This window comes from Burkholderia sp. 572 (assembly GCF_040545135.1).
Classification (GTDB): domain Bacteria; phylum Pseudomonadota; class Gammaproteobacteria; order Burkholderiales; family Burkholderiaceae; genus Burkholderia; species Burkholderia cepacia.
In genome coordinates this window covers 173,467-198,123 of record NZ_JBEPLH010000013.1, presented here as the reverse complement: position 1 = coordinate 198,123, position 24,657 = coordinate 173,467, and the positions used below count along the sequence as shown (strand labels likewise).

General features: G+C 65.5%; 21 protein-coding genes. 18 read left to right on the top strand and 3 right to left on the bottom strand.

Annotation, left to right across the window (positions count from 1 at the left end):
• Positions 1 to 33 precede the first annotated feature (33 nt).
• Positions 34 to 927: a phenylalanine 4-monooxygenase gene (phhA, locus tag ABIC51_RS24960; RefSeq protein ID WP_059676020.1), complete on the bottom strand. Its 894-nt coding sequence runs from the start codon at positions 925 to 927 to the stop codon at positions 34 to 36.
• Positions 928 to 1,066: 139 nt separating this feature from the next.
• Here phhA and ABIC51_RS24955 point away from each other — a divergent pair, with 139 nt between their 5' ends.
• Positions 1,067 to 1,552, top strand: coding sequence for an Lrp/AsnC family transcriptional regulator (locus ABIC51_RS24955; protein ID WP_006408082.1), 486 nt, complete (start codon positions 1,067 to 1,069; stop codon positions 1,550 to 1,552).
• A 74-nt stretch (positions 1,553 to 1,626) separates the two neighbouring features.
• On the opposite strand, the gene ABIC51_RS24950 is transcribed toward ABIC51_RS24955, so the two are convergent.
• Both ABIC51_RS24950 and ABIC51_RS24945 read right to left on the bottom strand, forming a co-directional pair.
• A complete protein-coding gene (locus ABIC51_RS24950) occupies positions 1,627 to 2,160 on the bottom strand; it encodes a class IV adenylate cyclase (RefSeq protein WP_027788723.1) in 534 nt (177 codons plus the stop codon).
• A 170-nt stretch (positions 2,161 to 2,330) separates the two neighbouring features.
• Complete coding sequence (locus ABIC51_RS24945; RefSeq protein ID WP_354006669.1) at positions 2,331 to 3,230, bottom strand: LysR family transcriptional regulator; 900 nt, start codon at positions 3,228 to 3,230, stop codon at positions 2,331 to 2,333.
• A 183-nt stretch (positions 3,231 to 3,413) separates the two neighbouring features.
• Between ABIC51_RS24945 and ABIC51_RS24940 the strand changes: the two genes are divergently transcribed.
• The 17 genes from ABIC51_RS24940 to atpB all read left to right on the top strand — a co-directional run bounded on the left by ABIC51_RS24940 (position 3,414) and on the right by atpB (position 24,616).
• Complete coding sequence (locus ABIC51_RS24940) at positions 3,414 to 5,099, top strand: GMC family oxidoreductase (RefSeq protein ID WP_059694482.1); 1,686 nt, start codon at positions 3,414 to 3,416, stop codon at positions 5,097 to 5,099.
• 447 nt (positions 5,100 to 5,546) lie between these two features.
• Positions 5,547 to 6,326 carry an ABC transporter ATP-binding protein gene (locus ABIC51_RS24935; protein ID WP_021160426.1) on the top strand — a complete coding sequence of 260 codons (780 nt, stop codon included), beginning with the start codon at positions 5,547 to 5,549 and terminating at the stop codon, positions 6,324 to 6,326.
• Positions 6,323 to 7,078, top strand: coding sequence for an ABC transporter ATP-binding protein (locus ABIC51_RS24930; RefSeq protein WP_021160427.1), 756 nt, complete (start codon positions 6,323 to 6,325; stop codon positions 7,076 to 7,078). The genes ABIC51_RS24935 and ABIC51_RS24930 overlap by 4 nt, the downstream gene beginning before the upstream one ends.
• Before the next feature lie 76 nt (positions 7,079 to 7,154).
• Complete coding sequence (locus tag ABIC51_RS24925; protein WP_027788720.1) at positions 7,155 to 8,354, top strand: ABC transporter substrate-binding protein; 1,200 nt, start codon at positions 7,155 to 7,157, stop codon at positions 8,352 to 8,354.
• 130 nt (positions 8,355 to 8,484) lie between these two features.
• Positions 8,485 to 9,369 carry a branched-chain amino acid ABC transporter permease gene (locus ABIC51_RS24920; protein WP_021160429.1) on the top strand — a complete coding sequence of 295 codons (885 nt, stop codon included), beginning with the start codon at positions 8,485 to 8,487 and terminating at the stop codon, positions 9,367 to 9,369.
• Positions 9,369 to 10,343: a branched-chain amino acid ABC transporter permease gene (locus tag ABIC51_RS24915; protein WP_226129324.1), complete on the top strand. Its 975-nt coding sequence runs from the start codon at positions 9,369 to 9,371 to the stop codon at positions 10,341 to 10,343. The genes ABIC51_RS24920 and ABIC51_RS24915 overlap by 1 nt, the downstream gene beginning before the upstream one ends.
• Positions 10,344 to 11,472: 1,129 nt before the next feature.
• Positions 11,473 to 12,630, top strand: a complete 1,158-nt coding sequence (locus ABIC51_RS24910; protein ID WP_021160432.1) for an ABC transporter substrate-binding protein — start codon at positions 11,473 to 11,475, stop codon at positions 12,628 to 12,630.
• Positions 12,631 to 12,830: 200 nt separating this feature from the next.
• A complete protein-coding gene (locus tag ABIC51_RS24905; RefSeq protein WP_027788718.1) occupies positions 12,831 to 13,886 on the top strand; it encodes a branched-chain amino acid ABC transporter permease in 1,056 nt (351 codons plus the stop codon).
• Between the two features lie 4 nt (positions 13,887 to 13,890).
• Complete coding sequence (locus ABIC51_RS24900) at positions 13,891 to 15,675, top strand: branched-chain amino acid ABC transporter ATP-binding protein/permease (protein ID WP_021160434.1); 1,785 nt, start codon at positions 13,891 to 13,893, stop codon at positions 15,673 to 15,675.
• The gene (locus tag ABIC51_RS24895; RefSeq protein WP_027788717.1) at positions 15,675 to 16,430 is read left to right on the top strand and encodes an ABC transporter ATP-binding protein; all 756 of its coding nucleotides are present in this window, start codon (positions 15,675 to 15,677) and stop codon (positions 16,428 to 16,430) included. The genes ABIC51_RS24900 and ABIC51_RS24895 overlap by 1 nt, the downstream gene beginning before the upstream one ends.
• 576 nt (positions 16,431 to 17,006) lie before the next feature.
• Positions 17,007 to 18,977 carry a tRNA uridine-5-carboxymethylaminomethyl(34) synthesis enzyme MnmG gene (gene mnmG, locus ABIC51_RS24890; RefSeq protein ID WP_059553961.1) on the top strand — a complete coding sequence of 657 codons (1,971 nt, stop codon included), beginning with the start codon at positions 17,007 to 17,009 and terminating at the stop codon, positions 18,975 to 18,977.
• Positions 18,974 to 19,660, top strand: coding sequence for a 16S rRNA (guanine(527)-N(7))-methyltransferase RsmG (rsmG, locus tag ABIC51_RS24885; RefSeq protein ID WP_175900398.1), 687 nt, complete (start codon positions 18,974 to 18,976; stop codon positions 19,658 to 19,660). Before mnmG ends, rsmG begins: the two co-directional genes overlap by 4 nt.
• A 56-nt stretch (positions 19,661 to 19,716) precedes the next feature.
• Positions 19,717 to 20,496 carry a ParA family protein gene (locus tag ABIC51_RS24880; RefSeq protein ID WP_027788714.1) on the top strand — a complete coding sequence of 260 codons (780 nt, stop codon included), beginning with the start codon at positions 19,717 to 19,719 and terminating at the stop codon, positions 20,494 to 20,496.
• Between the two features lie 31 nt (positions 20,497 to 20,527).
• On the top strand, positions 20,528 to 21,421 hold the full coding sequence (locus ABIC51_RS24875) for a ParB/RepB/Spo0J family partition protein (protein ID WP_027788713.1): 894 nt from the start codon (positions 20,528 to 20,530) through the stop codon (positions 21,419 to 21,421).
• A 10-nt stretch (positions 21,422 to 21,431) separates the two neighbouring features.
• On the top strand, positions 21,432 to 22,562 hold the full coding sequence (locus ABIC51_RS24870) for an SLC13 family permease (RefSeq protein ID WP_027788712.1): 1,131 nt from the start codon (positions 21,432 to 21,434) through the stop codon (positions 22,560 to 22,562).
• A 568-nt stretch (positions 22,563 to 23,130) separates the two neighbouring features.
• A complete protein-coding gene (locus ABIC51_RS24865) occupies positions 23,131 to 23,655 on the top strand; it encodes an ATP synthase subunit I (protein ID WP_021160441.1) in 525 nt (174 codons plus the stop codon).
• A 109-nt stretch (positions 23,656 to 23,764) separates the two neighbouring features.
• Positions 23,765 to 24,616 carry a F0F1 ATP synthase subunit A gene (atpB, locus tag ABIC51_RS24860; RefSeq protein ID WP_012492242.1) on the top strand — a complete coding sequence of 284 codons (852 nt, stop codon included), beginning with the start codon at positions 23,765 to 23,767 and terminating at the stop codon, positions 24,614 to 24,616.
• Positions 24,617 to 24,657 lie beyond the last annotated feature (41 nt).

Sequence of the window (24,657 nt, the reverse complement as noted above, 5' to 3'; positions counted from 1 at the left end):
GCCATCCGGCGACCATCGGCGCGCGTTCGCGGGTCACGCGTCGGCGTCGTCGGGCCAGCCTTCGCCGGTGCCGCGATGCAGCACGCGATCGGTATCGAGCACCGCGCCGGCCGCGAACTCGGGCAGCGCCGCCAGCCGGTCGGCCAGCGCGCGGCCGTCGACGTCGGCGAGCGCGAACAGTTGCGCGAAATCGTCGATCACGAAGTAGGTCTTCTGGAACGTGTCGATCCGGTACTTCGTGCGCATCACGCGCTCGAGGTCGAAGCCGAGCCGGTTCGGCGCCGCGCTTTCGAGGCTGTACAGGCTTTCGCCCTTGCTCGACACGATCCCGGCGCCGTAGATCGACAGGCCGTTCGTGCCGCGCGGATCGCGGATCAACCCGAATTCCACCGTATACCAGTAGAGTCGCGCGAGCCGCGCCAGCGCCGCTTCGTCGTCGGCGACCGCGAGCGCGGTGCGGCCGTACGCCTGCATGTAGTCGGCGAACACCGGGTCGATCAGCAGCGGCACGTGGCCGAAGAGATCGTGGAAGCAGTCGGGTTCCTGCAGGTAGTCGAGCTGGTCGGGGCGGCGCATCCACCAGGTGACCGGGAAGCGCCGGTTCGCGAGATGCTCGAAGAACACGCGGTCGGGCACGAGGCCCGGCACGGCGACGATCTCCCAGCCCGTTGCCGGCTTCAGCTGGCGGTTCACGTCGGCGAACGACGGCACGCGATCGGCCGGCAGGTCGATCTTCCCGAGCCCCGCGACGAACGCGTCGCACGCGCGCCCGCGCAGCAGCGCCGACTGGCGTGCATAGAGCTGCTTCCACACCGCGTGGTCGACCTGGCCGTATCGCGCGAGCGGCTGGTCGATGGTGAAATCGGCGCGGGTTTCGAGGCCCGCATCGAACTGCTCCTGCAGTTTCGCGGTGACGACGGTGGACATGATCTGGCTCTGCACGCGGCGGTTGTGAACCATGCAAGTGTAGAGCGGGCTGCGCGCGGAATGGGCGCAATATTGGCGTTGATTCGCACGATGATGCGATAATCGCGCATCAAATCAAGGATCAATGCGGAGAATGCTCATGCTGGAACTCGATCACTTCGATCTCGCGCTGCTGGACGTGCTGCAGCGCTTCGGCCGCGCGACGCATCAGCAGCTCGGCGAGGAGGTGCCGCTGTCGCCGTCGCAGATCGGCCGGCGGCTGCAGCGGCTCGAGGCGGCCGGCGTGATCGAAGGCTACCGCGTGATGCTCCGGCCCGAAAAGCTCGGGCTCGGCGTCACCGCGTTCACGAGCCTCAAGCTCAAGCACCACGGCGATTCGATCATCGAGCAGTTCCAGCAGCAGATCGACGTGCTGCCCGAAGTGCTCGAATGCCATGCGGTGGTGGGCGACGCGGACTACCTGCTGCGGATCGTCGCGCCCGACCTGAACGCGCTGTCGCAGTTCGTGATGAAGAAGCTGATGCGCGTGCCGGGCGTCGACAGCGTGCGCTCGAACATCGTGCTGACGACCTTCAAGCGCAACGGCGCGCTGCCGCTCGCGCACCTGGCGCCCGGCGCGGCCTGACACGGCGGCAGGGCGGCGACGGCGCGGCAGGGTCGAAGGCGGCGCGGGTGGCGCCGCCCCGGGGCAGGGCCGGATCAGGCCGCTTCGTGCTGCGTGTCGGCGTTCAGCAGGTCGACGTATGCGACCGCGACGAGATCGTCCGGCGACACGCCGAGCTTCGCGAACACGTCGTGCGCTTCGGCTTCGCCGCCTGCTTCGTCGTCGTCGGGGCCGAGCACGACTTCCAGTTCGATGAAATCGCCGAGGCCGTCGACGCGGTCGAGATGGATGCGCGTGCGGCCCGCCAGGTACACGTGCCGTTCCTTCGTCACGATCCCGCGCGTGGTCAGCGCGGTGGCGAGCAGCGCGTGCATCGCGTCGGGGTTCGTCACCGGGCTGCGCGTGTAGTACGACGCCTTCGGGCCGTCGCGGTCGTCGCGCTGGTAGAAGATCAGTTCGGCCGGCGTGCCGTCCTCGAAGCGGCGCAGCTTCAGCCGGCCGCGCGGCACGTCGTAGAAGAAATCCTGCTGGCGATAGAAGAGCGGCGCTTCGGTCGCGAGTTTGGCCGCCTGTTCGCGCAGCTGGTCGAATTCGCGGGCGCGGGCTTTGATCTCGATGTTGCGGGCCATGCGGGTCTCCTTCAATCGGGGTCTCGCGGTGTGCGAACGCACAATCTAGCAAAAACGCGGAGACGGTGGCGTGACGGCGGGGGCGGGGTGCGGCGCGATGACGCGTGTCGTGCCCGGCAGCGGGATGCCCGAGGCCCGACGTCCGGCACGCGCACTTTCATCAGCGCCGCTCATATCGCCCACTGCGCTTCGATCAGCCGCAGCGCCGCCGCGATCGCCGGTTCGTCGCGCCGCTCGGCGAGCGTCACGAAGGTGAGCTCGGTCGGCACCGTCACGCGTTCGACGACCGTCAGCGCATGCGCGTGCGCTTCGGCCAGCGCGGTCGAATCGCGCGCGAGCGTCAATCCGATGCCCGATTTGACGAGATCGAGCATCGACTGCTCCTGGTCGACCTCGGCAACCTTGAGCGGCTGCGCACCGGCGTCGGCGAAGCGCCGCGACAGCAGCCGGTGGTGCGCGGATGCCGGTGGCGTCCAGATCCACGGCAGCGCGGCAAGCGAGCGCCAGTCGTTCACGCGCTGTACGCGCTCCTTCCAGCCGGCCGGCGCGAGCACGCGGTACTCGAAATGCGTGAGCGTGACGGTGTGGAACAGTGCGCCGTCGAGCGGATCGTCCTCGCCCGGCCGGCCGATGTAATAGCCGACGTCGAGCGCCTGCGTGCGCACCTGTTCGATGACCCACCCCGACATCCCGTGCCGCAGCGCCGTTTCGATCTGCGGATGGGTTTCGACGAGCGCGCGCAGGAAGCCGCCGAGCCGCAGGAAGCCCGGATCGAGGATCGTGCCGATCCGCAGCCGGCCGCGCACCTCGTGCCGCAGCGCAGCAGCGGCGCGCTGCACGTCGGCGGCCGCGGCGAGCGCGCGTTCCGCATGCGGCAGCAGGGTCTGGCCGTCGCGCGTGAGCGCGAGCCCGCGCGACGTGCGCGTAAACAGCGTGACGCCGAGCGTTTCCTGCAGATGCTTGATCTGCAGGCTGACGGCCGGCTGCGTCAGGTGCAGCTGCACGGCGGCGCGTGTCAGGTTGCCTTCACGTGCGACCGTCGCGAACGCACGGAGCAGGGTGAGATCCATCGTCGTGATATGAGCGCGGCTTATAACGCAGTTCAGCATAACTCATTGGATCGGCAGCCGGCAGCGGGAGTACGCTTCATCGGTCGTGTCGCGCGGCCGCCAGCGCGGGCCGCGACGCACTATGCTGAAAATGCGCGCGGCACCGCGCCGCGCGGCGCACAACAACGAAGAAGGGGACACGCCGTGAGTACTCCACGCACGCTCGAAGGCGAATTCGACTACGTGATCGTCGGTGCGGGCACCGCGGGCTGCGTGCTCGCGAACCGCCTGACCGAGGATCCCGACATCCGCGTGCTGCTGCTCGAAGCAGGCGGCAAGGACGACTATCACTGGATCCACATCCCGGTCGGCTACCTGTATTGCATCGGCAACCCGCGCACCGACTGGCTATACAAGACCCAACCCGAAGCGGCGCTCAACGGCCGGGCGCTGTCGTATCCGCGCGGCCGCGTGCTCGGCGGCTGCTCGTCGATCAACGGGATGATCTACATGCGCGGCCAGCGCGAGGATTACGACAGCTGGGCGCAGGAAACCGGCGACGCCGGCTGGTCGTGGGACAGCGTGCTGCCGATCTTCAAGCGCAGCGAGGACCACCATGCGGGCGCGAGCGACGCACACGGCGCGGGCGGTTACTGGCGTGTCGAAAAGCAGCGGCTGCGCTGGGAGATCCTCGAATCGTTCGCGCAGGCCGCGCAGCAGACGGGCATCCCGGCAACCGACGACTTCAACCGCGGCGACAATTCCGGGGTCGGTTATTTCGAGGTGAACCAGAAGCGCGGCGTGCGCTGGAATACGTCGAAGGCGTTCCTGCGGCCCGCGATGGCGCGCCCGAACCTGACCGTGATCACCGGCGCGCACGCGCAGCGCGTGATTTTCGACGGGCGGCGCGCGGTCGGTGTCGAATATCGCGGCGGCGGCACCGATTACGTTGCGCGGGCGCGCTCGGAGGTGCTGCTGACGTCCGGCGCCGTGAATTCGCCGCAGCTGCTCGAACTGTCGGGCATCGGCGACGGCCGGCGGCTGCAGGCGCTCGGCATCGACGTCGTGCAGGATCTGCCGGGCGTCGGCGAAAACCTGCAGGATCACCTGCAATTGCGGATGGCGTTTCGCGTCGAAGGCGTGCGCACGCTCAACACGCTGTCCGCGCACTGGTGGGGCAAGCTGATGATCGGCGCGGAATATGCGTTGCTGCAGCGCGGGCCGATGTCGATGGCGCCGTCGCAACTCGGCGCATTCGCGAAATCCGACCCCGACGATCCGGCACTCACGCGCCCCGATCTCGAATACCACGTGCAGCCGCTGTCGCTCGAACGTTTCGGCGAGCCGCTGCACAGCTTCAATGCATTTACGGCGTCCGTGTGCCATCTGCGGCCGACGTCGCGCGGCAGCGTGCATGTCGCGAGCGCCGATCCGGGTGTCGCACCCGCAATCGCGCCGAACTATCTGTCGACCGACCACGATCGCCACGTCGCCGCGAACGCGTTGCGCCTCACGCGCCGGATCGCGTCCGCGCCGGCGCTCGCGCGTTATCGGCCCGAGGAAATCCTGCCCGGCACGCAGTACCGCAGCGAAGCCGAGCTGATCGACGCGGCGGGCGCCGTCGGCACGACGATCTTCCACCCGGTCGGCACCTGCCGGATGGGGCGGGCCGACGACGAGCGTGCGGTCGTCGACAGCCGGCTGCGCGTACGCGGCATCGCCGGGCTGCGGATCGTCGATGCGTCGGTGATGCCCTTCATTACATCGGGCAATACCAATTCGCCGACGCTGATGATCGCCGAGCGCGCGAGCGACATGATCCGTGCCGATCGCCGCGCGGCGCGCGAAGCGACGCCGGTGCGAACGGAGCCCGCGGCGACGGCCGCGTGACGGAACGCTGACACGCACGACAGCGGGCCGTCATGATGACGCCCGCTGATTCGATATGCGAAACAAGCTGCCGGTGCCGATCGTGTCGATTGCGTCGCTTCACCGGCAAGATCCATGCAAGCCGTGCAGCCGCACGGCTTTCCTGTTGCGTGCCTGCCGCGCCGTGCGAAGAGGCAACGGTCGATGATGCACGTGTCAAAAAAACGTGGCGAAAAACCGAGCACAACCGCGCGCGACATGGCGGCCAGCCCTATAAGTGCAAATCCCGATGATTGCACTGCACCAACGGCGAGACAATGTGGCGCAGTGTGCATACGCGTCGGCGCGGGAGACCACCCTCGAGGCGTAACACGGCGCCCGGGGCAGCCTGCTCATCCGCTGACGTGTTTCGCGGCCGCTTCGCGCGAATCTTCCCGGTGCTTCGCCTGACTTCGTATGGAAGGGAACATGATTCTCGGCGACACGATTCTGGAAACACGCGGACTGACCAAGGAATTCAGGGGTTTCACGGCCGTCAACGGCGTGAACCTGCGTGTGCGTCGCGGTGCGATCCATGCGTTGATCGGACCGAACGGCGCAGGCAAGACGACCTGCTTCAACCTCCTCACCAAATTCCTGACGCCGACGGCCGGCCAGATCGTCTTCAACGGGATCGACATCACCGACGAGCGGCCCGCGCAGGTCGCGCGGCGCGGCATCATCCGTTCGTTCCAGATCTCGGCCGTCTTTCCGCACCTGACCGCACTGCAGAACGTGCGCATCGGCCTGCAGCGCGCGCTCGGCACCGAATTCCATTTCTGGCGCAGCGAACGCACGCTCAAGCGGCTCGACGACCGTGCGATGGATCTGCTCACGCAGGTCGGCCTCACCGATTTCGCGCAGGTGCCGACCGTCGAACTCGCATACGGCCGCAAGCGCGCGCTGGAGATCGCGACCACGCTCGCGATGGAGCCCGAGCTGATGCTGCTCGACGAGCCCACGCAAGGGATGGGCCACGAGGACGTCGATCGCGTGACCGCACTGATCAAGAAGGTCGCGAGCGGCCGCACCATCCTGATGGTCGAGCACAACATGAACGTGATCGCGGGCATCTCCGACACGATCACCGTCCTGCAACGCGGCGAGGTGCTGGCCGAAGGCTCGTATGCGGAAGTGTCGAAGAATCCGCTCGTCATCGAGGCCTACATGGGCAGCGCCGACGCGGCGCTCGCGGGGGCGCACGCATGAAGCACAGCGAACGGGAGGAACGCGAATTGAGCGGCGTCGAAAGCGGTACGCCCGCGCTGGAGATCACGGGCCTGGAGGCCTGGTACGGGGAATCCCACATATTGCACGGTGTCGACCTGACGGTGCATCGCGGCGAGGTCGTCACGCTGCTTGGCCGCAACGGCGCGGGCCGCACGACGACGCTGCGCGCGATCATGGGCCTCACGGGCCGCCGCAGCGGGTCGATCAAGGTCGCGGGCAACGAGACGATCGGCCTCGCGACACACCGCATCGCGCATTTCGGTGTCGGCTACTGCCCGGAGGAGCGCGGGATCTTCTCGAGCCTGTCGTGCGAGGAGAACCTGATGCTGCCGCCGCCGATCGGGCCGCGCGATCACGCGATGTCGATCGACGAGATCTACACGATGTTCCCGAACCTCGCGTCGCGCCGGCAGAGCCAGGGCACGCGGCTGTCCGGCGGCGAGCAGCAGATGCTCGCGGTCGCGCGGATCCTGCGCACCGGCGCGAACCTGCTGCTGCTCGACGAGATCTCCGAAGGCCTCGCGCCGGTGATCGTGCAGTCGCTGGCGCGGATGATCGTCGCGCTGAAGGCGCGCGGCTACACGATCGTGATGGTCGAACAGAATTTCCGCTTCGCGGCGCCGCTTGCCGACCGGTTCTACGTGATGGAGCACGGCAGCATCGTCGAACATTTCCAGGCGGCCGAACTGGAAAGCAAGATGCCGACCCTGCACGACCTGCTCGGGGTGTGACGCCGCCCCGTCTCTCTCGCCGCTAGCCGTGGCGGCTTCGAACAACCACAACGCATCAGAACAACAGGAGACGTCAATGAAAATGAAGACCCTCGCACACGCCTGTCTCGCGCTCGCGGCGGCCGCGTTCACCACCGGCGCCGCGCAGGCCGCGGATACCGTGAAGATCGGCTTCATCACCGACATGTCGGGGCTTTACGCGGACATCGACGGGCAGGGCGGCCTCGAGGCGATCCGCATGGCGGTCGCCGATTTCGGCGGCAAGGTGCTCGGCAAGCCGATCGAGGTCGTCTATGCCGATCACCAGAACAAGGCCGACATCGCCGCGTCGAAGGCGCGCGAATGGATGGACCGCGGCGGGCTCGACCTGCTGGTCGGCGGCACGAACTCCGCCACCGCGCTGTCGATGAACCAGGTCGCGGCCGAGAAGAAGAAGGTCTACATCAACATCGGCGCGGGCGCCGACACGCTGACGAACGAGCAGTGCACGCCGTACACGGTCCACTACGCATACGACACGATGGCGCTCGCGAAGGGCACCGGTTCGGCGGTGGTGAAGCAGGGCGGCAAGAGCTGGTTCTTCCTGACCGCCGACTACGCGTTCGGCAAGGCGCTCGAGAAGAACACGTCGGATGTCGTGAAGGCGAACGGCGGGCAGGTGCTCGGCGCGGTGCGTCACCCGCTGTCCGCGTCGGATTTCTCGTCGTTCCTGCTGCAGGCGCAGGCGTCGAAGGCGCAGATCCTCGGCCTCGCGAACGCGGGCGGCGACACGATCAATTCGATCAAGGCCGCGAAGGAGTTCGGCATCACGAAGACGATGAAGCTCGCCGCGCTGCTGATGTTCATCGACGACGTGCACAGCCTCGGCCTCGAGACGACGCAGGGCCTCGTGCTGACCGACAGCTGGTACTGGAACCGCGATGCGGCGTCGCGCCAGTGGGCGCAACGCTACTTCGGCAAGATGAAGAAGATGCCGTCGAGCCTGCAGGCGGCCGACTACTCGTCGGTGACGACCTACCTGAAGGCGGTCCAGGCTGCCGGCACGACCGATTCCGACAAGGTGATGGCCGAGCTGAAGAAGATCAAGATCAACGACTTCTACGCGAAGGGCTACATCCGCACGGACGGCAGCATGATCCACGACATGTACCTGATGGAAGTGAAGAAGCCTGCTGAATCGAAGGAGCCGTGGGATTACTACAAGGTGCTCGCGACGATTCCGGGCGAACAGGCGTTCGGGACCAAGCAGGAATCGCGCTGCGCGTTGTGGAAGTAAGTGGGGCTTGGCGGCGCGCGAGTTGCGCGCCGCACGGTGGCGGCCGCAGCGATGTGCCCCGCTGCGCCGCCCGCGTGCGTATCCCGATAAGGTTGCGCGCGCAACGAAACTCATACTGACGGCTAAGTCGATGGAAATCTTTGGCATTCCGTTGCCGGCGATGCTGAGCCAGTTGCTGCTCGGGCTCGTCAACGGCTCGTTCTACGCGATCCTGAGCCTCGGGCTCGCGGTGATCTTCGGGCTGCTCAACGTGATCAACTTCGCGCACGGCGCGCTGTTCATGCTGGGCGCGATGCTCGCGTGGATGGGCCTGTCGTACTTCGGGCTGCCGTACTGGGCGATGCTCGTGATCGCGCCGCTGGTCGTCGGCGCGTTCGGGATCCTGATCGAACGCTCGATGCTGCGCTGGCTATACAAGCTCGATCACCTGTACGGGCTGCTGCTCACGTTCGGGCTCACGCTGGTCGTCGAAGGCGTGTTCCGGTCGATCTACGGCTCGTCCGGCCAGCCGTACGACGTGCCGTCGCAGCTGTCCGGCGCCACCAACCTCGGCTTCATGTTCCTGCCGAACTACCGTGCGTGGGTGGTCGTCGCGTCGCTCGCGGTGTGTCTCGTGACCTGGTTCGTGATCGAGAAGACGCGCCTGGGCGCCTACCTGCGCGCGGGCACCGAGAACCCGAAGCTCGTCGAGGCATTCGGCGTGAACGTGCCGATGATGATCACGCTCACGTACGGCTTCGGCGTCGCGCTCGCGGCGTTCGCGGGCGTGCTGGCCGCGCCGGTGATCCAGGTGTCGCCGCTGATGGGGCAGCCGATGATCATCACCGTGTTCGCGGTGGTCGTGATCGGCGGGATGGGGTCGATCCTCGGCTCGATCGTCACGGGCCTGATGCTCGGCGTGATCGAGGGTTTCACGCGCGTGTTCTACCCCGAAGCGTCGGCCACCGTCGTGTTCGTGATCATGGCGATCGTGCTGCTGTTCCGCCCGGCGGGCCTCTTCGGCAAGGAAAAATGATGCAGAGAAAAGTGCTCTACGGCGTGCTGCTTGCCGCCCTGCTCGCCGCGCCGTTCATCGGCGCGTACCCGGTGTTCGTGATGAAGGTGCTCACGTTCGCGCTGTTCGCGGCCGCATTCAACCTGCTGATCGGCTATACGGGGCTGCTGTCGTTCGGCCATGCGATGTTCCTCGCGACCGCCGGTTATGCGACCGGTTATTCGATGCAGACGCTCGGCTTCACGCCGGAACTCGGGGTGCTCGTCGGCACCGTTGCCGCGACGCTGCTCGGGCTCGTCGTCGGGCTGTTCGCGATCCGCCGGCAGGGCATCTACTTCGCGATGATCACGCTCGCGTTCGCGCAGATGGTCTATTTCATCTACCTGCAGGCGCCGTTCACGCACGGCGAAGACGGGTTGCAGGGCGTGCCGCGCGGTCACCTGTTCGGGCTGCTCGACCTGTCGAACGACGTCGCGCTGTACTACGTCGTGGTGGCGGTGGTCGTCGCCGCGTGCGCGTTCATCGTGCGTGTCGTGCATTCGCCGTTCGGCCAGGTGCTCGTCGCGATCAAGGAGAACGAGGCGCGCGCGATCTCGCTCGGCTACGACACCGACCGTTTCAAGCTGCTCGCGTTCATCCTGTCTGCGGGCGTCGCGGGGCTGGCCGGCTCGCTGAAGGTGCTCGTGCTCGGCTTCGAGACGCTGTCGGACGCGTACTGGACGATGTCGGGCCTGGTCGTGCTGATGACGCTCGTCGGCGGCATGGGCACGCTGTTCGGGCCGCTGCTCGGCGCGGCGCTGATCGTCGCGCTCGAAGACCGGCTCGGCGACATCGGCGAAGGGCTCGCATCGGCGACGGGCGTCGCGTGGTTCCATTCGCTCGGCGAATCGGCGACGATCGTCACGGGGCTGATCTTCATCGTGTGCGTGCTCGCCTTCCGGCGCGGCATCGTCGGCGAGATGGTCGCGCGGATCAAGCCGCTCAGGGCCTCCTGAGCGCATGCCGCGCACGTCGCCGCCGGTTGATGCGAAGCACCATCCGGCATGCTCGTGAAGCGCGTCGCAGCGCGCTCGGGGCGGCACCGCGCGGCTGGCTGCTGCCCCATTTTCGTGCGGCGATGCACCATAGGGGTAAATGCTAAGTTGCCGTGGTGCTTAAGCCTCTTTAAGATTCACCCTAGTTCTGATGCACCGCGAAACGAATTTGCAGGTGGAGAACGAGGAGACAATCGAGGCACAAAGTGCCCGGACCCTAAAGCGCTGTTGGACGGAATCCAACAGCGCTTTTTCATTTGGTGCACGAATTTCCATCGATGGTGCAGGCGAACCGCGCTGCGTTCCGCGCGCCCGTGTTCTGCCTCGCGTCACTCGCGCGTCATCCCGTCCCCCCGATTTCATCCGTTCCTGCCGGTCGATCGCCGCCGGCGCGCAGCCGTGCGCATGCCGTCCGGGCTTACCCGGTTGGCGTGCGCAAAAAGCGTCCGTTACACTCAGCTTTCGCCGACCGTGCGGTCGGGAAAACGGTCGGCAGTTCTCCTACAAGCAAAATGCAGAAGAGGGAGTGCGGTTGGATGAGAAGCGCGGGACGAAGGATCGGGGCGGGAGGGGCGGCTGGCGCCGCTCGTTCGGGGGCGGACGTGCATCGGTATGCCCCGGCTTTCACGAGCCGCCCTGCGGCCGGCATGTGCGTTCCGATGCAATTTGCCGGCACGATGGTCTGTCCGGTCGTTGCGTTCGCATCCGATGCGTCGTTCGCATTCGCATGAACGGCCGTTTTTCCGATCCTGCATTGCCCGCGCATGGAGCCGTATCAGGCCCGGCCGGCCGACCTTCCGGCGATCGTTGCGCCCGCATCGATCGCGTTTCGCACTGCGCCGCTTTTCTCCGTTTCCTTCATCCTGACGACATTGCCGCCGCGCATCGTGGCGGTCGAACGACCGTTTCGGCACGCGCTGCGGCGCGTGCATGTGCGGTATCGCCGGGGCTCGATGGCGGCGCCGGCGTGTCACGGGAAAACGAGTGTAGGCGGGGCAAGGCGAGATAGTTAAATTATTAACTTGTTTGGAGACCGGGAGCCGCCCGAGCGACCCGTGGCTTTTTCGAGCAGCGTTTGGAGACGACATAAATGAAGATGAATCGATGGATGGAAGTTCTGCTTGCCGCGGGCCTCGTGTGCGCGGCCGCCACGGCGTCGGCGCAGGTGAAGATCGGCGTGACGCTGTCGGCCACCGGGCCGGCCGCGTCGCTCGGGATTCCGGAAAAGAACACGATCGCGCTGCTGCCGAAGGAAATCGCGGGCAAGAGCGTGCAGTACATCGTGCTCGACGACGCATCCGACACGAGCCGCGCGGTGCAGAACGTGCGCAAGCTGATCGACGAGGATCACGTCGACGCGATCATCGGTTCGTCCGTCACGCCGAACTCGCTCGCGATGCTCGATCCCGTGTCGCAGGGCAAGACGCCGACGATCTCGCTCGCGGCGAGCGCGCAGATCATCTCGCCGATGGATGCGAAGCGCGCCTGGATGTTCAAGGTGCCGCAGAACGACCAGCTGATGGCCGACGCGATCGCCGGCTACATGGCGAAGCACGGCGTGAAGACGGTCGGCTTCATCGGCTTCGCCGATGCGTACGGCGACAGCTGGTACAACACGTTCAACGCGGCGGCCGCGAAGAACGGCCTGAAGGTCGTGTCGAACGAGCGCTTCAACCGTACCGACGCGTCGGTGATGGGGCAGGTGCTGAAGCTGATGGGCTCGAATCCGGATGCGGTGCTGATCGCCGGCTCGGGCACGCCGGCGGCACTGCCGGCGAAGACGCTGAAGGAGCGCGGCTACAAGGGCAAGGTGTACCAGACGCACGGCGTCGCGAACAACGACTTCCTGCGTGTGTGCGGCAAGGACTGCGAAGGCGAGATCCTGCCGGCCGGCCCGGTGCTCGTGACCGACCAGCTGCCCGATTCGAATCCGGTGAAGAAGCCGGCGCTCGGGTACAAGGCCGCGTACGAGAAGGCCTACGGCGCGGGCTCGCTGGCGACGTTCGGCGGCCATGCGTGGGATGCGGGGCTGCTGCTGCAGCGCGCGATTCCGGAAGCGCTGAAGAAGGGCCAGCCGGGCACCGAGGCGTTCCGCGAAGCGCTGCGCGCGTCGCTCGAAAGCGTGAAGGACCTGCCCGTGTCGCACGGCGTGATCAACATGACGCCGACCGATCACAACGGCTTCGATACGCGTGCGCGCGTGATGGTGCAGATCGTCGACGGCAAGTGGAAGCTGCAGGCCGAGTAAGCATCACGTGAAACCGGCGTGCGCGGCGCGAACGGCGCCGTGCGTGCCGTCGGCAGGGTGCGCGGCCCGACGGGTCGCGCCCATGCCGCCTGGAACCGCCGGGGCCCGTCGCCGGGTGCCTGCGCACCGGTCTTGCCGTCCGCGCGCCCCGGCCGTTTCCGTCTTTCGTTTCTCCGCAGCATTCTCGATACACGAAACGTATGGATCTCTCGATTGCAGCGATCCTCGCGCAAGACGGCATCACGACCGGCGCCATATATGCATTGCTGTCGCTGGCGCTCGTGCTGGTGTTTTCCGTCACGCGGGTGATCTTCATTCCCCAGGGCGAATTCGTCGCCTACGGTGCGCTGACGCTTGCCGCGTTGCAGGCGCAGAAATTTCCCGCCACCTGCTGGCTGCTGTTCGTGATGGGCATCGCGTGCTTCCTGCTCGAAGTCGGCGGCCTGATCCGGCATCGCGAACGTCGCCATCAGCTCGGCCGCACACTCGCGACACTCGGCAGCCGCTACGTCCTGCTGCCGCTCGCGGTGTTCGCGATCACGCGCAGCTTTGCCGCGCAGCCGCTGCCGATGCTCGCGCAGATCGCGCTGACGCTCGCGATCGTCGTGCCGATGGGGCCGTTCGTCTACCGGCTCGTGTACCAGCCGATCGCCGAAGGCACGACGCTGCTGCTGCTGATCGTGTCGGTCGCCGTCCACTTCGCGATGGTCGGCCTCGGGCTCGTGATGTTCGGCGCGGAAGGTTCGCGCACCAACGGGTTTTCGGATGCGTCGCTCGCGATCGGCAGCATGACCGTGTCGGTGCAGAGCATCCTGGTCGTCGTGACGGCACTCGTGCTGATCGGTGCGCTCTACGTGTACTTCGGCCGCACGATCGCCGGCAAGGCGCTGCGCGCGACGTCGGTGAACCGGCTCGGCGCGCGGCTCGTCGGCATCGGCACGACCGAGGCAGGGCGGCTCGCGTTCACGTTCGCGGCGGGGCTCGGCGTGCTGTCCGGGATCCTCGTCGGCCCGCTGACGACGATCTACTACGACTCGGGCTTCCTGATCGGCCTGAAGGGTTTCGTCGGCGCGATCATCGGCGGGCTCGTCAGCTATCCGCTCGCGGCCGCCGGCTCGCTGCTCGTCGGCGTGCTCGAATCGTATTCGTCGTTCTGGGCGAGCGCGTACAAGGAGGTGATCGTGTTCACGCTGATCATTCCGGTGCTGCTGTGGCGGAGCTTCGCGACGCCGCACGCGGAAGAGGAAGAGGAGTGACACGATGAAGACGATGGTACGCAACAAGACCTTCTGGGTGTTTCTCGTGGTGCTGTTCGCGCTGCCGGTGCTGCCTGGTGCGCTGCAGGTGCCCGAATACTGGATCACGCTGCTGAACTACATCGGCCTCTACGCGATCGTCGCGATCGGGCTCGTGCTGCTGACGGGCGTCGGCGGGATGACGAGCTTCGGGCAGGCCGCGTTCGTCGGCATCGGCGCCTATGCGACCGCGTTCCTGACGACGCGATACGGCGTGTCGCCGTGGCTCGCGCTGATCGTCGGCGTCGTACTGACGGCGCTCGTCGCGCTCGTGCTCGGCGCGGTCACGATGCGGCTGTCCGGCCACTTCCTGCCGCTCGGCACGATCGCGTGGGGCCTCGCGCTGTTCTACCTGTTCGGCAACCTCGAACTGCTCGGCAAGTACGACGGCATCAACGGGATTCCGGCGCTGAACCTGTTCGGCATCGAGCTTGGAAGCGGGCGCAGCCTGTATTTCCTGATCTGGGCCGTCGTGCTGGCTGCGATCGTGTCGGTGCAGAACCTGCTGAACAGCCGCCCGGGCCGTGCGATCCGCGCGCTGCGCGGCGGCGGAGTGATGGCCGAGGCGATGGGCGTGAACACCGCGTGGATGCGCGTCGTGATCTTCGTCTATGCGGCCGTGCTCGCGGCCGTATCGGGCTTCCTGTACGCGCACCTGCAGCGCGCGGTGAACCCGACGCCGTTCGGGCTGAACCACGGGATCGAGTTCCTGTTCATGGCCGTGGTCGGCGGCGTGTCGCATGTGTGGGGCGCGGTGCTCGGCGCGGCGATCCTGACCGTGCTGCAGGACTATCTGCAGACGCTGCTGCCGAAGCTGCTCGGCTCGGAAGGCAACTTCGAGATCATCGTGTTCGGCGTGCTGATGGTGCTGCTGCTGCAGTACGCGCGCCAGGGCGTGTGGCCGTTCGTCGCGAGGCTGTTCCCGCGCGGGCCGCGCGCGCATGTGCCCGAGCACGCGGATCCGTTGCCGCAGCGCGCGAAGCCGACGGCCGGCGAGCCGCTGCTCGTCGTCGACAACGCGCGCAAGCAGTTCGGCGGGCTCGTGGCCGTCAACGACGTCAGCTTCGACGTGAAAGCGGGGCAGATCATCGGGCTGATCGGCCCGAACGGCGCCGGCAAGTCGACCACGTTCAACCTCGTGACGGGTGTGCTGAAGCCGACGGGCGGCACGATCACGTTCCGTGGCGAGCGTATCGACGGGCTCACATCGCGCCAGATCGTCCGCCGTGGCATCGGCCGGACGTTCCAGCACGTGAAGCTGTTGCCGGCGATGACGGTGCTCGAGAACGTCGCGATCGGTGCGCACCTGCGTGGCCGTACGGGCGTGTGGCGCAGCGTCGCGCGGCTCAATGCACATGAGGAAGCGCAGTTGCTGGCTGAGGCCGCACGCCAGATCCGCCGCGTCGGGCTTGAAAAGCACATGTACGACGAAGCGGGCAGCCTTGCGCTGGGGCAGCAGCGGATTCTCGAAATCGCGCGGGCGCTGTGCTGCGATCCGACGCTGCTGCTGCTCGACGAGCCGGCCGCCGGGCTGCGTTACCAGGAGAAGCAGCAACTCGCCGATCTGCTGCGACGGCTGAAGGCGGAAGGCATGAGCGTGTTGCTCGTGGAACACGACATGGATTTCGTGATGAATCTCACCGACCGTTTGGTGGTGATGGAGTTCGGCACGCGGATCGCGGAAGGATTGCCGCAGGACGTGCAGCAGGATCCGGCGGTGCTGGAAGCGTATCTGGGCGGGGTAGAGTGATGACGGACACGACGATGCCGATTCTCGAAGTGCGCGGGCTGGCGGTCCGGTACGGGAAGGTGGAGGCGCTGCACGGCGCGGCGATCAAGGTTGGCGCGGGGCAGATCGTCAGCGTGATCGGCCCGAACGGCGCCGGCAAATCGACGCTGCTGAACGCGATCATGGGCGCGCTGCCGGTGACCGGGCATGCATCGGGTGCGATCGTGTACCGCGGTCACGACGTCGGTGCATTGCCGGTCGAACAGCGCGTCGCACGCGGGATGTGCCTCGTACCGGAAAAGCGTGAGCTGTTCAGCACGATGACGGTCGAAGACAACCTCGTATTGGGCGCGTATCGGCGCAAGCAGGCCGGTGAAGCGAACTTCCTCGACCAGCTCGATCATGTGTTCGCCCTGTTTCCGCGGCTGAAGGAGCGCCGCAAGCAGGCGGCCGGCACGCTATCCGGCGGCGAGCGGCAGATGCTTGCGGTGGGACGCGCACTGATGGGCAAGCCCGATCTGCTGATGCTCGACGAGCCGAGCCTCGGGCTGGCGCCGCTGATCGTGAAGGAGATTTTTCATATCATCAGCGCGTTGCGCGGGACGGGCGTGGCGACGCTGCTGATCGAGCAGAACGCACGGGCTGCACTGCAGATCTCCGATTACGGCTATGTGCTGGAGACAGGCGAATTTGCGCTGGAAGGGCCGGCGGCCGAACTTGCGCAGAATCCACGCGTGATCGAGACGTACCTCGGGCTAGTGAAGAAAACGGCCTGATCGGTGGTGTGGTGGGCGGGAAACGGGCGGCGTGTTTCACGTGAAACACGCCGTTTTTGTTTTTGGGTGAGATGCGACCCCGACACGCGACGGCTAGCGGCCGGGGGATAAGTGCAAGGGAAACAATCGGAAGCTCTGTGCAGCGCGGACGACGATCCGGAGCATCGTTCGCCGGTGGCTGTCGCCTGTTCCACCCACTGGGGATGTTGTGCCGGGTCACAGGGGATAAGTGTCGAGCGAACTGTCCGAAATTCTGTGAGGGAGAGGGTGGGCGCGGTCGCACAGGGTGTTCCGTCCGGGTTGCTGTGCGGGGCACAGGCATCGAACGGGTGTGTTCCACGTGAAATTTCCCGGCAAGCGAATTTTTGCACAGGCATAACGATGTGCTGCCGGCGGGCCGGAAGCGTTGCCGGAGCGGGCTCTGCACCACGGATTCCGTGGCCGAGCACAGAAAAATCGCCGAAATGCACAGACCCTACCATTCGGACGGCCTTCGGGTGAAAAGCGAACCCGCTATAATTCGGCCCATACATTTCTCAGATAGGTTCGTGCGCAGTCCTGCGTACGGAATCCACCATGCTTTTTCCCACAGAATTTGACGTCATCGTCGTCGGTGGCGGTCATGCCGGCACGGAAGCCGCGCTGGCGTCCGCCCGCATGGGCGCAAAGACATTACTGCTGACCCACAACATCGAAACGCTTGGGCAGATGAGCTGCAATCCGTCGATCGGCGGCATTGGCAAGGGCCATCTGGTCAAGGAAGTCGATGCGCTGGGCGGCGCAATGGCAGCCGCGACCGACGAGAGCGGTATTCAGTTCCGGATCCTCAATTCGTCGAAGGGGCCTGCCGTGCGCGCGACGCGTGCGCAGGCCGATCGCATCCTGTACAAGGCCGCGATTCGCCACCGGCTCGAGAATCAGCCGAACCTGTGGCTGTTCCAGCAAGCTGTCGACGACCTGATGGTCGAAGGCGACCGCGTGGTGGGTGCCGTCACGCAGATCGGCATCCGCTTCCGTGCGCGCGCGGTCGTGCTGACCGCCGGTACGTTCCTCGACGGCAAGATTCACGTCGGCCTGAACAACTATACGGGTGGTCGTGCGGGCGATCCGGCGGCCGTGTCGCTGTCATCGCGCCTGAAGGAGCTGAAGCTGCCGCAGGGCCGCCTGAAGACCGGTACGCCGCCGCGTATCGATGGTCGCTCGATCGACTTCTCGCAGCTGGATGAGCAGCCGGGCGATCTCGATCCGATCCCCGTCTTCTCGTTCCTGGGCCGTGCGGAGCAGCATCCGCAGCAACTGCCGTGCTGGGTCACGCATACGAACGAGCGCACGCACGACATCATTCGTGGCGGCCTCGACCGTTCGCCTATGTATACAGGCGTGATCGAAGGCGTCGGGCCGCGCTATTGCCCGTCGATCGAGGACAAGATTCACCGGTTCGCCTCGAAGGAATCGCACCAGATCTTCCTGGAACCGGAAGGGCTGACGACCAACGAGTTCTACCCGAACGGGATCTCGACGAGCCTGCCGTTCGACGTCCAGCTCGAGCTCGTGCACTCGATGCGCGGCCTCGAGAACGCGCATATCCTGCGCCCCGGCTACGCGATCGAGTACGACTACTTCGACCCGCGTGCGCTGAAGGCGTCGCTCGAAACGAAGGCGATCAACGGGCTGTTCTTTGCGGGCCAGATCAACGGGACGACGGGCTATGAAGAAGCGGCCGCGCAGGGGCTGCTGGCCGGTCTCAACGCTGGCCGCTACGTGCAGGAGAAGGACGCATGGTGCCCGCGCCGTGACCAGGCCTACCTTGGCGTGCTGGTCGACGATCTCGTGACGCGCGGTGTGGCCGAACCGTACCGGATGTTCACGAGCCGCGCCGAGTATCGCCTCAGCCTGCGTGAAGACAATGCCGACATGCGCTTGACCGAGATCGGCCGTGAACTGGGGCTCGTCGACGACGCACGCTGGGACGCATTCAGCCGGAAGCGCGACGCTGTTTCACGTGAAACCGAACGCCTGAAATCGACGTGGGTCACGCCGAAGACGTTGCCGCCGGAAGAGGCGACCGCGCTCCTCGGCAAGGCGATCGACCACGAATACAGCCTCGCCGAACTGCTGCGCCGTCCGGGTATCAGCTACGACGGTGTGTGCGGACTGAAGGGCGGCGAGTGCGGCCCCGCCGAGCCGCTGGCCGACGATCCGGTGCTGCTCGAGCAGATCAAGGAGCAGGTCGAGATCGGCATCAAGTATCAGGGCTACATCGAGCGCCAGGCATCGGAAATCGAACGCAACGATGCGAACGAGAACACGCGCCTGCCCGACGGTATCGATTACCGCGAAGTCCGCGGCCTGTCGTTCGAGGTGAGCCAGAAGCTCAACGAGTTCCGACCGGAAACGATCGGGCAGGCGTCGCGCATCTCGGGTGTCACGCCGGCGGCAATCTCGCTGCTGATGGTGCACCTGAAGCGTCGCGGCCTGGGCCGCCGTAATGGCACGGCCGAAGCGGCAGCGGAGCAGGGGGACGGCGCCGTCCCGACGCAACAATGACGGCGCGTCGCGCGCCGGCGGTTAATCGGGACGTACTGGAACAGATGCTCGTCGAAGGCACGACGGCGCTCGACCTCACGCTGACGGATGCACAACGCAACCAGCTGCTCGACTATGTCGCGCTGCTCGGCAAGTGGAACGCGGTCTACAACCTGACCGCGATCCGCGACCCGAAGCAGATGCTGATCCAGCACATCCTCGATTCGCTTTCCATCGTTCCGCATCTGCGTGGCCGTGCATCGGCCCGCGTGCTCGACGTCGGCTCGGGCGGCGGATTGCCCGGTATCGTGCTGGCGATCGTCGAGCCGGATTGGCAGATCACGCTGAACGATATCGTGCAGAAGAAGTCTGCATTCCAGACCCAGATGCGTGCGGAGTTGAAGCTCGCGAACCTGTCGGTGGTCACGGGGCGGGTCGAATCGCTGCAGCCGGGTGTCGAAGTGCCGGAAAAATTCGACATGATCGTATCCCGCGCTTTCGCGGATCTGTCCGACTTCGTTAAACTTGCTCGACACTTGGTTGCGCCGGGCGGATCGATCTGGGCAATGAAGGGCGTTCATCCGGACGACGAGATTGCGCGGTTGCCGGAAGGCAGCCGCGTGAAGCAGACGATACGGCTGGCGGTGCCGTTGCTCGATGCCGAACGGCATCTGATCGAAGTGGCCGTCGACGAAACGAATTGAAGGGCCGGCGCGCGATGGCGCGCCGTTTGTTTGAAGGTAAAGGGAACACACCAACGATGGCAAAGATCTTCTGCGTTGCGAACCAGAAGGGGGGCGTCGGCAAGACGACGACATCGGTCAATCTCGCCGCAAGCCTTGCAGCGCAGGAGCAACGAGTCCTGCTGATCGATCTCGACCCTCAGGGTAACGCGACGATGGGCAGCGGGATCGACAAGGCTGCTTGCGAAGCGACCGTGTACGAGGTGCTGGTCGACGGCGTGTCGGTGACCGACGCGCGCATCCGGCCGGACGGCGTCACCTACGACGTGCTGCCCGCGAACCGCGAGCTGTCCGGTGCCGAGATCGAACTGATCAGCATCGACAACCGCGAGCGCCGGCTGAAGGCCGCGCTTGAACACGTGGCCGACGATTACGATTTCGTGCTGATCGATTGCCCGCCGACGCTGTCGCTGCTGACGCTGAACGGCTTGTGCGCGGCGCATGGCGTCGTGATCCCCATGCAGTGCGAATACTTTGCACTGGAGGGGTTGTCGGACCTCGTCAACACGATCAAGCAGGTTCACGCGAACATGAACCGCGACCTGAAGATCATCGGCTTGCTGCGTGTGATGTTCGATCCGCGCATCACGCTGCAGCAGCAAGTCTCCGATCAACTGAAAGCGCACTTCGGCGACAAGGTGTTCGACGCGGTGATTCCGCGCAACGTGCGCCTGGCGGAAGCGCCGAGTTACGGGCTGCCGGGCGTCGTGTTCGACCGCAGCTCGCGCGGTGCGCAAGCGTATCTCCAGTTCGGTGCCGAGATGATCGACCGCGTTCGCGCGTTCGAGGTGTCGTGATCCGGACATGAGCGAAGCGAGGAAGAAAGACATGAACGCGGTACCAAAGAAGAAGGGCTTGGGACGTGGCCTCGAAGCGCTGCTCGGCGGCAGTGCCGATATCACCGAAGCGGTGAAGATCGAAGGGGCACCGAACACGCTCGCGCTCGGCAAGCTGCAGGCCGGCAAGTACCAGCCGCGGACGCGGATGGACGAAGGCAGCCTGCAGGAGCTCGCGGCGAGCATTCGCGCACAGGGCGTGATGCAGCCGATCCTGGTACGGCCCATTTCGTCAGACAAATACGAGATCATCGCGGGCGAGCGCCGTTTCCGCGCGGCACGCCTGGCGGGCCTCGATGAAGTGCCGGTGCTCGTGAAGGATGTGTCCGACCAGGCCGCCGCGGCGATGGCGCTGATCGAGAACATCCAGCGCGAGGATCTGAACCCGCTCGAAGAGGCGCACGGTATCCAGCGCCTGCTCGACGAGTTCGGTTTCACGCACGAACAGGCGGCCGAATCGGTCGGCCGTTCGCGCAGCGCGGTGTCGAACCTGCTGCGCCTGCTGAACCTGGCTTCGCCGGTGCAGACGATGCTGCTGGCCGGTGATCTCGACATGGGGCACGCACGCGCGCTGCTCGCCGTCGATGCGGCCACGCAGATCACGCTCGCCCATCAGGTCGTCAACAAGCGCATGTCGGTGCGGGAGACCGAGAAGCTCGTCACGCATACGACGAAGGAAGCGCCGGCCGTGAAGGCGCGCGCGAAGGATGACGGCGGGCGCGATACGCGCCGTCTCGAGGAGGAGTTGTCCGACCTGCTCGCGTCGACGGTGAAGATCAAGCTTGGCCGCCGCGGACGAGGGCAGGTCACGATCGACTTCGGCAACCTCGACGCGCTCGAGGGCATTCTCGTGCGGCTGCGCGGCAACGTCGCGACCGAAGAGTAACGCGGTGCCGATGGAGAAGACGGGCGCGCCGACGCCGCGCCGGTGGCTGGGATGGCTTGCGCAGGAGCCGGTGCTGTCGGTGCTCGTACTTGGCCTGATCGTGCTGCAATGGGTGCGTCCGCAACCATTTTCCGTGTTGGCCGGTCGCGTCGACTGGCAGACGGTCGCGACGCTGGCGGGCCTGCTGATGCTGACCAAGGCGCTCGAGTTGTCCGGCTGCCTGATGTGGCTCGCACACCGCATCGTGCATCACGTGCATTCCGAACGCGGGCTCGCGTTGTTGCTCGTAGGGTTCGCCGCGTTGTTGTCGATGTGGCTCACCAACGACGTCGCGCTGTTCGTCGTCGTGCCGTTGATGGTCTCGCTGCGTGCGCTGACGCCACTGCCGTTCCGGCGGCTCGTGATCGTCGTCGCGCTGGCGGTCAACGCGGGGTCCGTCGCGACGCCGCTCGGCAATCCCCAGAATCTTTTCCTGTGGCAATTGAGCGGTGCGTCGTTCGGCCGCTTCGTGGTCACGCTCGGGCCGCTCGCGATCGCGCTGATGGCGCTGCTGCTCGTGCTGACCGCATGCGCGTTTCGCGCAAAGCCGCTCGACTTGTCCGGCGATGTCACAGCGCTGCCCGTGCAACGCATGCACGCGCTGATCGCGGCGGTGCTGTTCGCCGCGTTCGTGCTGCTCGCCGATGCGCATCATCCGCTGCCCGGTCTCGTCGGTGTCGCCATCGTGCTGCTCGCCGTCAAACGCGACGCAGTCCTGAAGATCGACTGGCTGCTGCTGCTGATCTTCGTACTGATGTTCGTCGTGCTGCGTACCGCGGCTGCGCTGCCCGTCGTGCACGACACGATTGCGAATGCGCAACTCGATTCGCCGCTGCGCGTCTACGCGGCCGGCGCGCTGTTGTCACAGGTCATCAGCAATGTACCGGCCGCGATCCTGCTGTCGGAATTCACGCACGACTGGCGTGCGCTCGCGTTCGGCGTATCGGTCGGCGGCTTCGGTTTCGCGATCGGCTCGCTTGCGAACCTGATCGCGGTGCGTCTCGCGAAGGAGCCGCGCATGTGGCTGCCGTTCCATCTGGTCTCGATTCCGTTCGCACTCGCCAGCGCGGCGGTCGGCGCGTGGCTGCTCGTTCACGGTTGAGTGACGCGGCTGCGCGCGGCACAGCCGTGCGATTCGGGTGGCGGGGCAGGTGCACAGTATTCGCGCTGGTTGCGGGGCTGTTGATAAGTCCGGCAATTCACAGTCGATCGCCTGTGGTGGCATGACAACTGATTGGATGATTCGACGCGTCGGCGTCGGCCCCGATTTCGGGCATCCGATGCCGCCGGATGGTCACAGGTTTTTCCTGCTCGGCGCTTCGTGCTTGGCGTGAGCCCGGGGCCGCGTCACGGCGTGGATTCCGGATGGCGTTCGAGCCGTCCCGCCGGCATCCGCATCGGGCCTCGTTTCCTTGTCATTTCCTCGTCGCCGGATTTTTTCGAGCAAGAAATACCGGCGCAAAAAAGCGACCTTACAACTGTCATCGTACGTCGTCGAATCGCGTGTTTTTTCACATGATGAGGCGTCGTTTTACGCAGGTTTTTGTCGCGTCTAAAGCCTTGAATCACTTGCAACTATCGCTTACAATCGCCCGGATTTGTTAGCTAGGCACCCCTGAAAGCTTTCAGAAAGCTTGGGGCCGGGTTCAAGGATTTTGCGGAAGATTGCGATGGCGGGTCAGGCGCCGGACGACAGGCACGATGATCAGCGCACGCAACGCACCGCTTCGGCGGCCGGCGAGCGGCGCGAATCCGACGATGACTGGGACGCCGAGCAGCAAGATAACAACATCGTTCCGCTCACGCGGGCAGAAGCCGAAAAGCTGTTCGGCCCGAACGTGAGCAAGCCCTCGCGCGTGACCCCCTATAAGGTGGTATTCGCGCAAGTGGTTCTGTCCCTGGTTGCAACGCTGGCGTGGTGGCTGTTTTCGAAGTCGCCGGGCGCCGCTGCGCAATCCGCGTTTCTGGGCGGAGCGATCGGCTGGGTGCCAAGTGCGGTATTCGTGGCACGACTGAAGGCAGGTGGTTCGGCCACCGTGATGAGCTGGGTGATGGGCGAAGCCCTGAAGCTCGCTCTGACGATCGGGATGTTCACTGCAGTGGCGTTCGGCTGGGCCGGCGTGCACTGGGTGCCGTTCCTCGTCACGTACCTCGTCGTGCTGAAGACGTACTGGATCGCACTGGCCTGGCGGTAAGGAACAAGCAGCGTGCGGTTTCGACAACGAACCGCGCCGGCCCGTTCCCGCAATAGCGTGTTGCGGAACTGGCAAAACGATTTTCGACAATTTGGGTGGCATTAACGATATGGCAGCTAGCGAAGGCACGCGCGGTCCGGATCCGTCCGAGTACATTGCGCACCACTTGCAGAATTTCTCCACCTCGCATCAGACGTCGATTTTCGACATCCACGTCTGGAATCTCGACACGCTGTTCTGGTCGATCGTTTGCGGCATCGTGACGATCGTCCTGCTGCGTCTGGCTGCCCGCAAGGCGACGTCGGGCGTGCCGGGCCGTTTCCAGTGCGCGATCGAGATGCTCGTCGAGATGGTCGAAGACCAATCGAAGGCCATCGTTCACGGCAATCGTACCTTCATCGCTCCGCTCGCGCTCACGGTGTTCGTGTGGGTCGCGCTGATGAACTCCCTCGACTTCCTCCCGGTTGACCTGCCGGGCCGCGTGATCGGCCTGCTCGGTCTGTCGGACGTGATTTCCCACCATCGCATCGTCCCGACGGCCGACCTGAACGGCACGCTCGGCATCGCGCTCGGCGTGTTCGTCCTGATGATCTACTACAGCATCAAGATCAAGGGCGCGGGCGGCTTTGTGCATGAGCTGCTGTCGGCACCGTTCGGCGCCCACCCGCTGCTGTGGATCCCTAACCTCGCGCTCAACATCGTCGAATATCTCGCCAAGACCGTCTCCCTCGGTATGCGGCTGTTCGGCAACATGTACGCGGGTGAGCTGTTGTTCCTGTTGATCGCCCTGCTCGGCAGCATGTGGAGCTTCGGTGGCGACGCAACGTTCCTCGGCTTCGTTGGCCACGTGATCGCGGGCAGCGTCTGGGCAATCTTCCACATCCTGATTGTTCTGTTGCAGGCATTCATTTTCATGATGCTGACGCTGGTGTATCTCGGCCAGGCGCACGACAAGCACTAAGCGCGGCGTGCAAAAAAGAGTTTCCGTTTTAGTTTTTTAAA